The organism is Ruminococcus sp. NK3A76, assembly GCF_000686125.1.
Classification (GTDB): Bacteria; Bacillota; Clostridia; order Oscillospirales; family Ruminococcaceae; genus NK3A76.
On record NZ_JMMA01000002.1, the window covers coordinates 1716443 to 1729661 of the forward strand.

Genomic DNA, 13219 nt, shown 5'->3' on the forward strand with positions numbered 1-13219 from the left:
ATACTAATAGAGAATTATTGCATTATATTTGCTATATCATCTAACTGCCCTGCGATCTCCTCAAATTCCCGATTAAGATCCAGCGTCTTCGCCCCGATACTATTTCCGCCAATCACAAACGGCTCACCTTCGGGAAACACCTCGTCCTCGGTCTTGGCATAGAGCAGCAGTCCCGAAACATTCCCCGTATTCGCAGTATCCATGTTCTTCACGTAAGCAAATATCTGATACAGGTGTGCCGACCGCAGAGTTTCTTTTGAATAGCTTTGCGCCATTGACTTGCCGTAATACTTGGCATCAATGATAAGCGTCTTATCGCCTTTCTGCAAGGTGATATCAGTCTGCATTTTCGGAAGAAACTGTATCATCGTCTGATCTGGTTCCTCGGTCAGATTCCACTTTACCTGAGCAGATTTCGGATCAAGCTCAGGGTGATGCTGTTTGTAATACTCCAATATAAATTTCTCATAAAGCCGTTCCATGTGTTCATCTGAGAAAGAAAGTAGTTTATAACTGCCGTCCTCGGTGGTCTGGAGCATACCATTCAATACGAGATAACAAATATTCAGCAACAGCTCATAATTGCGGTTGTTCCGCTGGTAGATAAGCCTGTTCCAAGCAATGTGGTCGAGCTGTATCAGTTTCACATTCTCAAAGAATACGCTCACCCGTCTAAGTGCCTGTTTCCTTTCGGGCGCAACATCATCGGCACGAATAAGGCGGTGTATCGTGACTTTCAATATCTGATTATAAAGGTTGTCCTCCGAGAACTCGTGGAATTCACAGGCGAGTTTTTGTTTGTTCTGCACTTTCAGACGAATTGTTTCGCCCATGTTCAGCTTGCCACGCATGACGGAAAGGTCTTCCTGCATCGGGACATACTCGCGGTACAGCCCCTGCTTGACCTGTCGTGATACGCCCTTTTCCAGTATCGCTGCAAACAGGTCGTGTATCTTCTCAAACTTCTCGCCTGCGACCTGCTTGTAGTCCTCCTGCTTCAAGATCTGAAAGGCATAGGACAGCATATAGTAGATGTTCTGGATAAAAACGCCCTTATCAACGGTCATTTTGATCACCTATCACCTGATAGAGAGCCTTTGTCCATTCATCGACCTTCTTATCATCATCGAACCAGTACTCCTCTATCAGCGGAATGATTTCATACTCCACAACGCCACGGACCCATTCATCATTTATATCCGATATATTTTCGGGTGCAAAATAGCTGTGACCGATCTCGAAGCCTTTGCCGAGAGTGCTGTCCTTGCGGATAGTATCGTTTAGCTCTCTGATCTTAGCGATAACAGAATGATAAAGGTCGCAAGAAATGTCCTGTGTATATGCGCCAAACCCGTTCTGATCGGCGTTTTCAAAAGCAGGCTGCATCGTATAAAAGCTGAACCGCCTGCGGAGTGCATAGTCGATCATGGCAAGGCTTCTGTCTGCGGTGTTCATCATGCCGATGATATGCAGATTTTCGGGAATATAGAAAGCCGTTCCGCCGTAAACGAGGTTTAGCTTATGCTTCTCGCCACGCTTATCAGTCTCGATCAGCATCAGCAGTTCACCGAATATCTTGCTGAGGTTTCCACGGTTGATCTCGTCGATGATGAAGAAATACGGCTTGTCGGGATTCTCTTTGCATCTGATACAGAAGTTATAAAACACACCGCTTTGCAGTTCAAATCCGCCGCTATCATTCGGGCGGTATCCCATGATGAAATCCTCATAGGAATAGTTCTGGTGGAACTGCACCATACAGATACGGTTTTCGTTTTTCTCTCCGATAATTGAGTATGCAAGCCTCTTCGCAGAGAAGGTCTTACCTACACCGGGCGCACCCTGCAAGATGATATTTTTCTTTCTGAGGACGAGGGAACGGAGTTTGTCATATTCGGGTTCGGTGAGGAAGACGTCTTTGAGGAAATCTTCTTTTGTATACTTGCGGTCAATCTTCTTTTTATAATGCTTTGAAAGGTCTATTTCGGGGATAGGCTCACCTTTACGTTTGGCAGTATTGATCTTTACCCATTTCATATGGATAAGCCCTGCCAGTTCCATTGTCATATCAATATTCATTCCAAGCTCAGTAAGAGCCCATACACCTTTAGTTCCGCTGCTGATAAATCCCTCATGAGCGAGATCGTTACGAGCAAAGTCGATTTGATTCAATACACGGCTTGCACCTGTCTTTTCGTATGTAACACTAAGTTCTTCCTCGGTGATATCCATAAGCTCAATAACCTTTTCATGAGCTTCTTTTCTGGTTGCACTGCCGCCAAGTTCTTTGATTGCTTGTATTAATGGCGCAAAGTATTTGAGAAATTCCGAGTTGGAAGAAGGGAGTATGTCAATAACTGGAGCTTCATTCTTTTCTGCTGAATGATTATCCCAGTTTTCGATAAGCCACTTAGCAGCATCAGGCTTTATTGCAATACCTGAACCCTGTGGGCTCCATTGCTGATTCGGAAATTGTTGTTTAAGTGTTTGCGGTGATATGATTTCATTTGTTCTGAAATCTATAGCTTTAGTAATAAGCACCTCTGCATATCGTGTGCCGTCTTCAACAAAACTATCGGCAATTATATATCCAGACGCAAAAATGCCTTTAGGCTCGGTGCCAACTCTTACGAAGAACACAGTATCTCCGCATCTTATCTTAGTACTTACACAGCGCCAACTTACATAAAAACCTCTGCCGCTCTTTACGGTCTTAAACATAGTATCAAGACTGTATTCTTTGTCTTCATTCTCCCAATCATAGTTTTTGGGATTCCATGCAAGTAGCCACGATGCTGCACGGGCATTATCTTCCTCGATAGATGATTCTTCATCATAATACCTCGCCAGATAAAATCCAAAATCAATAGTTGCCGTAACAAGCTCGGGGTCAGCATAGCAGGAATCCGTCAGTACAGAATCCAGCATTGACCGTATATCATCGTCTGCAAGCAGAGCCTCCCTTATCTCGTCATACATCTTAAATCCGCCGATAACATTATCCACAGTCCCGTTACCCTTTGGGCGATATGTGTCATCAAGCGTCTCAGCACATTTCTTGAAAAGCTCATACTTGTAGATGTAATACTTGTCGGGATACATCAGCCATAGATATGTACTGATATAATTAGTGTTCTGATAATGCTGTTTCCAAGTGCCGTCATTGTACTTGATTCGCAGTTCCTCAGCGGTATTCATAAACTCGGTCACCCTGTCTGAAAGGTCAAGACTTTCATCAAACAGTCTGCGGAACATTTCACGGACAGCAGTATCATCGGCTTTCGCAAATTCAAGGATCATTCCCCTCGGATATGCATATCCGGAAGCGAGAAGATTGAATGTTTTATCTGTTGCTTTCTTAAACATCGTACCAAAATTCTCGGCTTCAATATCCCAGTTATCCTGAAAATGCTTGACAGCTTCCCATTTATACTTTTCATTCTCCCAATGTTCAGGAAAACACTGTTTGTAGCCAGCTATTATATCATCTAACTTGTTATAATTAATCATAATTACCTCCGAATGACGATGGATTTTGTTATATTATAACATATTAGTTTTAGTTTTTCAACTGTTCTGGGATATCTACTTTTATTTTATGTAATCATCGTCAGGTAATATATGTATTGGAATAAAAAAGCATAATCCCTGAAAACAAGCACTCCCGAAGGTCGTTTGATCTGCGGGAGTACACTTGTATACTACTATTTCTGTTTTAGATGTTTTATTATAGCTCCAATAATAGATAGTCAAGATTTCTTCAGGATGCGGCAAAGATTTTTCGTTCTCAATTTTTTCTATGCGTTCCGGAGGAATTGATTCAAGAATTTCACTTGCTTTTTCTCTTGACAGTCCGAGTTCTTCACGACGAAAATGATAAATATTCTTATGTTCTTTCTTTGACGTTCTACCCACAGCGTATTATTCTCCTTTATAATAACAAACATTACCTCAATTATTCTGTCTTAATAAACTCCACCACATCTCCCGGCTGCATTTCGAGCATTGAGCAGATCACATCAAGATTCTTCAGAGTCAGCGAGGTATCCTTATTACGGATCTTTTGTATCGTTGATTCTGATAGGATCTTATTTTTTCTAAGATATGTGGTGTTGTAGCCATTTTCTTTTAATGCTTTAAGTATATCGATTTTAAAAATGATCATAGAATGCTCACCTGTTTATCGCACTAATATTAGTGTATATTTGACAATTGCGCTGTACTTGTTTGTCGAAAATTCGTGTAAATAGTCAGTTGACAGTTACACGATTATTGGTGTATAATGTATATAGTGAAAAACAGAACAAATTGTCCTTTCATCGTATCAATTATATCATATCAGGAAACAAGTGTCAACCGGATAAGGGGGGATCATTATGATTTAGGATAATAAACGAAGCAGGAAAACAAGAGTCAACAACAAATTGAAAAGGAGAATTAACTATGAAAACAAACAACATTCCAACCAACACCAATCCCGAAGCCATGTCACCCGATGCTCTGCTTATATACTTTGATAAAGACTGCAAAATGAAACTCCTCGGCGATACGGCTGACCTGTTCGCAAACGATCTGTATATAAAGGTATCATTAAAGCAGGGGCTTCTTACGCTCACCACAGCTTACGGACTTGATTTTACTGACGATAGAGTAGCATATTTCCCGCACATACTGGACTGCGAGTTTGAGTCGTTTATGCTCAATTATTGTATTTCGCAGCATGTTCCCGGGCTTTATTTACTTCACACAGGAGACGTATATATTGATATGAAATACTCGACATCAGATATTGAGCAGATTGTAAAAGACCACGTTGAGCTGCCCGATTATGGGAACGATGAACCAAAAGAAATAATAAACCTCACAGACATATATTATGAGTCTGGCGAGTATAACAACAAGGATTACCTTATCAAGTCTACCGATTATGCTATGGAAAAGACGGCAATTGACGGTATGCTCCATAAACTCAAGGAAAACAAATCTCCTGTTGAGGCAGCACAGATAGACGCTCTTGAAAGTCTGTATAGTGATTTGATCGAAACAGTTGCAAGATGTGAGTTCAGAAAAGCATTCCACCTTGCTACAATGCTTACCAGTTCTCTTGTTGCAACCCCCGCAGGCAAATGCAGGATAGATATTTCTGACGAGGAATATGCGGAAATGGAGCAATTAGAAGATTTTGGATTTGATGGAAGTTTTGATGACGATGAATTCTAAATAATACCGATTTTGACCTCTGCGGAGGTCTTTTTTTAACTCTAAATGTAAAACTTTTGTGAACAAAGCTCTTAACAAACCACAATATATTGAATTAAAGGGATTTGTTACACAACATGTTGATTACAGCTGAATAAATACTCTCTTTTTCTCGGTTTTCAGCTTTTATGAAAGTAAGTTTTCTAATATGATCTATACAGAGTTCAATAGTGATAACATGGAGATTACAATATTAAAGATCATCTGCGATGGAGTTATTGTGTTAATGGAGTTTATTTGATTGATGACAGCAGATGATCAGGCGGAGAGCAAAACGAAAAGGCTCGTTTAATATCTCCGCCGCTCATAGCAGTTTACCGTTTCAATTATGAAAGGTAAACAGCTATGTATGCCAAAATGTGATTATTAAGCATCAATAGCAATGTTAATATTCTTGCATTTTGGACGGTTGGGACACGAACGCTCTATAACGTCAAAAAGACGCACTAAGCGTGAATCGGGTGACCGAGAATATGAAAGGAGATGTTTTTATGAGTAAAAACAAAAGCATTAAGAATCAAGTAAAGGGTGAGCTTATGAAAAAGCTTGCGATTGGAGAGTCTCATCATCAGGCAAAACTTGCGAGTACAGAAGGTGTATCTGAAAAGATACATTCGTGGAGCACTTACGAAAATTATGTCAAGCACGCAGTTGCCTTCGGCAAGTGGGTCAAGCCGAGATTTGACATCAAGGATATTAAGGATATGAGACCTTATGTTGGGATGTATCTGAATTTTAGGATCGGTGACGGAGTATCACCGTGGACAGTTGCACTTGATGCGGCTGCACTCGCTAAACTTTATGGCTGCAAGTCAACAGATTTCGGAGTCGAGCTGCCAAAGAGAGAAAGATCAAACGTCAAAAGATCAAGAGGCGAAGTAAAAGGATTCAAGGAAGAAAAGTACAAAGATGTTGTTGATTTTTGCAAAGGCTCGGGTGTGAGAATACATGAGCTTAAGGCTTTAACAAAAGAGGATATTTTCTACAAGGACAAGGCTCTTTATATTCATGTTAAGCAGGGCAAAGGCGGCAAGGAGCGTGAGATACCTGTCAGAAAAGGATACGAGAAAGCGGTATTGAATGCGGCAGCAAAATGCAATGATGATAAGGAAAAGATCTTTAAGGAGAAAGAAATACCTGTAAGATTTCCATGCCACAAGTATAGAGCAGAATATGCAAAGGCTCAATACGAAAGTATAGCAAGAGACATATCTGCGATACCCCAAAAAGAAAAGTACATCTGTCGTAAAGACAAGGCAGGTCAGGTGTATGACAAGGTAGCACTGCACGCAGTATCAGTTATGCTTGGACACAACAGAGAGTGTGTTGTGGTTGACAGCTATTTGCATTAAGCTATTACGGTTTGATAACCGTGTTATACAGATATTCGTCAGAGGCGGGCAAGTCGCCAAGAATATCGAAAAATCCATACTATTATAATAACATTTCTGAAAAGGAGAAACGCAGCAACATATATCAAAAACAGTAATTACATCTCAAAGCTCCTTTGACACTGTAATAACACAGCGATTCAAAGAAGGTGTAGTCTATGAAGACTACAAAGAAGATCACATCCGAGATCACTGACGGAAAGCAGATCATCAGGTTTTCAAACACGCTCGGCAAGACCGAGTATATGATCAGCATTATACTTTCCGCAAGTGGAAACGGAGAAAAAGACATTCAAAACAAACTGAAAGCTTTACTGGAAAAAGAGATAAGCAGACAGCTCAATTATTAACATTCAGATTTGCCAGCCCCGACCGGCAGATCTGAATGTCGGTCGGTTTGGCATATCCTTAGAAAGGAAGGATATTATGCCGAATGGAAAAATCACGGCACTATACTGCCGGCTTTCGCAGGAGGATTATTCCTCTGGAGAAAGTAATAGTATAGAAAATCAGAAATATATTTTGACGAAATATGCCGAAGAAAATGGTTTTACAAACACTCGATTCTATATTGATGACGGTGTTTCGGGAATTAGATTTGACAGACCCGATTTTAATCAGATGATGATTGACGCACAATCGGGTGCAATAGGAACTATTATAGTCAAAGACCTTTCAAGACTGGGCAGAGATCATGTTCAGGTCGGCTTGCTGACAGAGGATAGATTCCCGAGAATGGGTATAAGATTTATAGCTGTAAATGACGGCTATGACACCGCTGACCCAAATTCAAACATCATTGCTATAGCTCCGTTTTACAATATCATAAACGAATTCTGGGTACGTCAGACAAGCCAGAAGGTAAGAGTTACCTACAAGGCAAAAGCTCAAAGAGGCGAATGGGTAGGTACGAAACCTCCCTATGGGTATATGAAGGACCCTGTCGCACCAACTAAGCATCTTGTCACAAATCCCGAAACGGCTCCTGTTGTCAAAAAGATTTATGAATGGTTCACTCAAGGAGCAAGGGTCGCAGACATCAAAGCTAAGCTGGAAAAAGAAAAGATATACACTCCTAATTACTATTATTATCTGAAAACAGGCAAGCAGATCACGCCTGTCGATAAAGAACACCCATACACATGGAGCGGACGTACGATCAATGACATTTTGGACAATCCTGTTTACGCAGGTCATACGCTGTCGCTGAAAACAGAGGTGCTGTCATACAAGATCAATAAGCGGATAAAGAATCCTCCCGAAAAGCAGCACTTCACTCCCAACACTCACGAGGCGATAGTCGATCAGAATACTTGGGATATAGCCCATCAGATAAGGTCAAACAGAAAGAGAGTGACAAAATCCGGCTACAAGAGCATTTTCTCGGGACTTGTATATTGTGCAGACTGCGATTCAAAGCTAACGATAAATACAAGCAAGACAAAATCGGGAGAAAGTCATTATTTCATCTGTTCAAAATACCGCAGAGCCAAGAGTGATAAATGCACTACTCACACTATAGGTGAGAAAACGCTTTACGAGCAAAGCCTTACTGCAATAAGACTTGTAACAGCTCTTGCAGGCGGATTTGAAGTTGAATTCAAGGCTATGATAAACGAGTCTACCGACAAGGAAATGAAAAAAGCAGCCGCTTCAAATCAGAGAAGACTTGCCAAAGCAACTGCCAGAGTGGCTGATATTCTCAGGATAACCAAGTCACTTTATGAGGACAAGGTAAAGGGGATTATTACTGAGGAAGAATTCACCGAAATGAATTCTGACTACGCTAATGAAAGAAAAGCTCTTGATGCCGAGATCGCAAAGCTTGAAGCTGCAATTTCCAATATGAAAGAGAAAGCCACAGGAGCAGACAAGTTCATCAAGTTTGCGAAGAAATACACAGAGATACCCGAGCTTAACTCCGAGATAATGAATACTTTTATCGAAAAGATAATAGTTCACGAGAGGGTTAAGTCAGAGGGTAAGACTATTCAGAAGATCGAGTTTGTGTTTAATGGCATCGGGAAGCTTGAATTGGGTAAGCTGAAAACCTAAAGACCTATCCCTGAAAACAGGAATAGGTCAGAAAATAACTATTAGATTATTAATAATTAGGATTTATTCCTTAATGGAGTGCTTGGGGTCAAACTCCCATACCGAGAATGTCACCGAATCGCCTGCCTCGTCCTTGTCGGTGCAGTATTAAGGCAACACCGCACAACCACCGGCGGATACCTTTGCACGCCATCCACTTGCAAATTTTCCGTCATATTACCCAAATTTACCTTGAAATACGTTAGTATTCCTGCGGTAAATTTAGCCAATCTGACGAAAAATTTGACTGCGTGTCTGACGTACAATGGTTGTGCGGTGTTGCCTTAATTGGCGTAGTTGAATGCGTCCTTGCAGTAGGTCTTGTCGCTCAACTCTTTTATATCATCTGACTGCGAGTCGCTCCCGTTCTTGGATAAGCTGCTGTCTGATGTCTTGCTTCTCTCTGATACCGTGCTGCTCTCGCTCTTTTTACTGCTGCTGTCCTTATCCTCGCAGGCTGTCAGAGCACAAAGTACAATCGCCGCTGCAAGAATAGCTGTTATATTTCTTTTCATAAATGTCTCCTTAAAAGAATAGACCGCCGCAAAACTTACGACGGTCATATTCATTCTTATAATTACTTGGAAGCGATAAATCTCTTGAGCTCGCCGATAGAAAGGCACTTTTCAACGGCAACGTCCATGGAGATCTTTCTCTCCTTAACGAGCTTAGCAAGCTCCTGGTCGAGAGTCTGCATTCCGAACTGCTTACCTGTCTGCATAGCCGAACCGATAAGGTGTACCTTATCGTCACGGATCATAGCCTTGATATTATCTGTAGCGTTAAGGATCTCGCAGCAAGCCACACGGCTTGTACCGTCCATTGTACGGCAGAGGGTCTGTGTACAGATACCAACGAGAACTGAAGCAAGCTGAGTTCTGATCTGGTGCTGCTGGTGAGCAGGGAAAACGTCGATGATACGGTCGATGGTGGAAGCAGCGTCTGTTGTATGAAGTGTGCTCATTACAAGGTGACCTGTTTCAGCGGCGGTTACGGCAGCTTCGATAGTCTCGAAGTCACGCATTTCTCCGACGAGTATGATATCGGGGTCCTCACGGAGGGCAGCACGAAGTGACATTGAGAAGCTCGGTACGTCAGGGCCTATCTCTCTCTGGTTTACCATGCATCTCTAGTGAGTGTGCATATACTCGATAGGATCCTCAACTGTGATGATGTGAGCTGACTTATGTATATTAACGTGGTCGATCATAGCTGCAAGAGTTGTAGACTTACCTGAACCGGTAGGACCTGTTACAAGAACAAGGCCACGGGGACGCATAGCGAACTCACCGAGAACAGGCGGCAGGTCGAGGTCAGCAAGTGTAGGGATATCGTTTCTGAGAAGACGGATAGCGATAGCTGTGTTGCCTCTCTGACGATATACGTTAACTCTGTGACGGAAACCTCTTGTTGAAACGAATGTAAAGTCGGTATCAATATGATCCTTGATCTGCTGACGCTGTCTGTCGTTACACATATCGTCACAGATCTGCTGAATTTCGATCTCGGTCATATCCGGGTAGCTGGAGAGCTTTCTAAGAGCACCGCCCTGTCTTACTATAGGGGGTATACCTACTGTAAAGTGTAAGTCCGAGCAACCCAGTGCACGGGATTCATCAAGTATTTTGTTGATATCAACTGCTGCCATAATTGTTTTCCTCCATTGATTATATTTTCGGGGAGTCCTCTCCCTTTAGAGCATTTTTACTACGCATAAAGCGTGATCTTTTATCTGAATGCCGGCACAGTGTAAACTGCACTCAGCAAGTATCAGCTTAAACCGCATATGTTACACGGATAAGCTCACCGATAGATGTTCTTCCCTGCTGAACGAGCTTAGATACGTTATCACGCAGAAGCAGGCAGCCCTGCTCTCTTGCGAGCACCTGTATCTCAGAAGCTCTTGCGCCCGAGGTTATAAGCTCGGTCATCTCAGGGGTGTTGAGAAGGATCTCATGGATAGCCGTTCTGCCCTTATAGCCCATGTTATTACACTTCGGGCAGCCGACTGCCTCATATATCTGAACCGAGTGGTCTATGCCCATAAGCTCATTATCCTGCTCGGTAGACATTACAGGCTTTTTACATTCGTCGCAGAGGACTTTTGTAAGTCTCTGTGCTACGATACCGATAAGCGATGTTGCTACCATGTATGCCTCAACGCCCATATCAACAAGTCTTGTAACTGTCGAAGCGGCATCGTTTGTATGAAGTGTCGAAAGAACCAAGTGACCTGTGATAGCGGCTCTGATAGCGATGGATGCCGTTTCGGCATCACGCATCTCACCGACCATTATGATGTCAGGGTCCTGACGAAGGATAGAACGAAGGGCTGCATCGAACGTCATGCCCGCCTTTTCGTTTATCTGACACTGGTTGATATTATCTATCTTCTTTTCTACAGGGTCCTCAACGGTGATAACGTTAAGATTAGGCTTAGCGATCTCACCGAGAGCAGCGTAAAGTGTAGTAGATTTACCGGAACCGGTAGGACCTGTAACAAGTACAACGCCCTGAGGAACCTTCAGACAGTCAAGGAATCTCTGATAGTTATAGTCGGTCATACCAAGGTCCTGGATCTTTCTTACCGAGCCGTCACCGGCAAGGATACGCAGAACGACCTTTTCACCGTAGACCATAGGCAGGTTAGACACACGAAGGTCAACGGTAGTGCCGTCGATGACCTGTGACATACGGCCGTCCTGAGGTATACGCTTTTCTGCGATGTTCATGCCGCTCAAAATCTTGAAACGTGTTACCAGCGCATTATGCAGCTGGGGCGACAGTGTCATCATCTCGACCAGGTCTGAGTTTATTCTTATTCTTATCTTAGTCTTATCCTTGAAAGGCTCGATATGGATATCCGTTGTATCCTGGCGGTAAGCGTTCTCAACGATAGCCGTTGCGAGCTTAACGATAGGTGCCGAGTCGATTCTCTCTGCGGAAAGGTCAATCGAGTTGAGGTCGAGCTCCTCCTCGTCCTCTGCAAGCTCCTGCTCAGCCTCCTGAACAACGGCACTTGCCTGACCCTCGGAGTACATTTTACCGATAGCCTTGGTAATAGACGACTTTGTTGCGAGAACAGGGTTGATATTACAGCCCGTAAGAACTCTCAGGTCTTCAAACACATAGAAGTTGATAGGGTCATTAGTAGCGACTGTCATTCGCTTGCCCATTTTGCTTACGGCGATAACAGTATACTTTCTTGCCGTAGCCTCAGGTATCTTCTTGACAACATCAGGGATAAGGTTTGTGTTATCAAGATCACAGTAAGGAACATTCAGTCTCTCAGCGAGAACTTGTGCAAAGCTCTCCTCAGAGATAAAACGCATTTCAGTGATGACATCACCGAATAGCTTGCCCTTTGATTCCTTCTGCTTGGCAAGTACCTGCTGGAGCTGTTCCTCGGTAATGAGATTCTTTTCTACAAGGTACTGTCCGATAGGTCCATTTCTCATGGGTTTATTCTCCTTCTCGCAGCGGGGGATTTTTGCAAAGGCATATCCTAAGCCCGGGAGTGCTGCTGCGGTCACTCTCTTTTTATTAAAAATACTTGATTAGTTTACAAAAATATGTTAAACTATATATAACGTTTATTAAGGAGGATTTTCTATGTCTGAGTTTTTACCCTATTACATAGTGATCTACACATTCGTGTTCCTTTTCGGTGCGTCTATAGGCAGCTTTCTGAATGTCTGCATATACCGTCTGCCGAAGGAGGAGTCGCTTATCAAGCGCAATTCTCACTGCATGACCTGCGGAACCGAGATCAAGCGCCGTGACCTTATACCGATAGTCAGCTGGTGTCTGCTCGGCGGCAAATGCCGTGCCTGCAAAGCACCTATCTCCCCTCGCTACACAATAGTCGAGAGCTTGAACGCTGTACTGTATCTTCTGGTATTTTTATGGTTTGATGTAATGCAGACCCCGATACACGCAATACTTGTCTGCCTCTTATACTCTGCACTTATCGTTGTATTCTTTATGGACTGGGACACACAGCTCATTTCAAACTATGTAGTCATCTTCATCGGCATTCTTGCAGTGCTTGAATTCTTCTTCACTGACAAGCTCGACTATATAACTGATGCTAACGGCTACGGTGTCGATAACCCATGGATATCTCAGCTTATCGGAATGTTTGCAGTAAGTGTTCCGCTGCTGCTCATTGAGCTGCTCTCAAAGGGCAAGGCAATGGGCAGAGGTGATGTTTACCTCATGGTTGCCTGCGGAGCATTCTTAGGTGTCGGCGGAGCTTTGATAGCGCTGTTTATAGCACTTATCACAGGCTCTATCGCAGGCATTATTCAGAAGCACAAGAGCGGCGATTCTGTATTTGCATTCGGCCCGTGGCTTTCTGTAGGCGTTGCGATAGCAGCGATATGGGGGCAGGAGCTCAGCAATCTGTACCTGAACTTCACAGGTCTTGGCATTGAGCAGGCTGCCGTATAACAACAATAATATATCCGCCCCGC

At 43.0% G+C, this 13219-nt stretch carries 11 protein-coding genes and 1 pseudogene; 5 read left to right on the forward strand and 7 right to left on the reverse strand.

Annotated elements, in window-relative coordinates:
* Positions 1-14: 14 nt before the first annotated feature.
* The 4 genes from mcrC to CD05_RS0108140 form a co-directional block, all read right to left on the reverse strand.
* Positions 15-1067 carry a 5-methylcytosine-specific restriction endonuclease system specificity protein McrC gene (mcrC, locus tag CD05_RS0108125; RefSeq protein ID WP_028510098.1) on the reverse strand — a complete coding sequence of 351 codons (1053 nt, stop codon included), beginning with the start codon at positions 1065-1067 and terminating at the stop codon, positions 15-17.
* A complete protein-coding gene (locus CD05_RS20880; RefSeq protein WP_051588884.1) occupies positions 1057-3510 on the reverse strand; it encodes an AAA family ATPase in 2454 nt (817 codons plus the stop codon). Before CD05_RS20880 ends, mcrC begins: the two co-directional genes overlap by 11 nt.
* 81 nt (positions 3511-3591) lie before the next feature.
* Complete coding sequence (locus tag CD05_RS19620; RefSeq protein ID WP_028510099.1) at positions 3592-3915, reverse strand: helix-turn-helix transcriptional regulator; 324 nt, start codon at positions 3913-3915, stop codon at positions 3592-3594.
* Positions 3916-3955: 40 nt separating this feature from the next.
* Positions 3956-4165, reverse strand: a complete 210-nt coding sequence (locus CD05_RS0108140; RefSeq protein ID WP_028510100.1) for a helix-turn-helix transcriptional regulator — start codon at positions 4163-4165, stop codon at positions 3956-3958.
* 278 nt (positions 4166-4443) lie between these two features.
* Here CD05_RS0108140 and CD05_RS0108145 point away from each other — a divergent pair, with 278 nt between their 5' ends.
* The 4 genes from CD05_RS0108145 (at position 4444) to CD05_RS0108160 (ending at position 8705) form a co-directional block, all read left to right on the forward strand.
* Positions 4444-5220 (forward strand): hypothetical protein, encoded by a 777-nt coding sequence (locus tag CD05_RS0108145; protein WP_028510101.1) that lies wholly within the window; start codon positions 4444-4446, stop codon positions 5218-5220.
* Between the two features lie 530 nt (positions 5221-5750).
* Positions 5751-6611: a tyrosine-type recombinase/integrase gene (locus tag CD05_RS17890; protein ID WP_051588885.1), complete on the forward strand. Its 861-nt coding sequence runs from the start codon at positions 5751-5753 to the stop codon at positions 6609-6611.
* Positions 6612-6808: 197 nt separating this feature from the next.
* Positions 6809-7000, forward strand: a complete 192-nt coding sequence (locus CD05_RS0108155; RefSeq protein ID WP_028510102.1) for a hypothetical protein — start codon at positions 6809-6811, stop codon at positions 6998-7000.
* Between the two features lie 76 nt (positions 7001-7076).
* Complete coding sequence (locus tag CD05_RS0108160; protein ID WP_084262141.1) at positions 7077-8705, forward strand: recombinase family protein; 1629 nt, start codon at positions 7077-7079, stop codon at positions 8703-8705.
* Positions 8706-9028: 323 nt separating this feature from the next.
* Here CD05_RS0108160 and CD05_RS0108165 read toward each other — a convergent pair whose 3' ends face one another.
* The 3 genes and pseudogenes from CD05_RS0108165 to CD05_RS0108175 all read right to left on the reverse strand — a co-directional run bounded on the left by CD05_RS0108165 (position 9029) and on the right by CD05_RS0108175 (position 12202).
* Positions 9029-9259, reverse strand: coding sequence for a hypothetical protein (locus tag CD05_RS0108165; RefSeq protein WP_028510104.1), 231 nt, complete (start codon positions 9257-9259; stop codon positions 9029-9031).
* Positions 9260-9321: 62 nt separating this feature from the next.
* Positions 9322-10392, reverse strand: a pseudogene (locus CD05_RS17895) (type IV pilus twitching motility protein PilT).
* 127 nt (positions 10393-10519) lie between these two features.
* Positions 10520-12202, reverse strand: coding sequence for a GspE/PulE family protein (locus tag CD05_RS0108175; RefSeq protein WP_028510105.1), 1683 nt, complete (start codon positions 12200-12202; stop codon positions 10520-10522).
* Between the two features lie 154 nt (positions 12203-12356).
* Here CD05_RS0108175 and CD05_RS0108180 point away from each other — a divergent pair, with 154 nt between their 5' ends.
* Positions 12357-13196: an A24 family peptidase gene (locus CD05_RS0108180; RefSeq protein WP_028510106.1), complete on the forward strand. Its 840-nt coding sequence runs from the start codon at positions 12357-12359 to the stop codon at positions 13194-13196.
* Positions 13197-13219 lie beyond the last annotated feature (23 nt).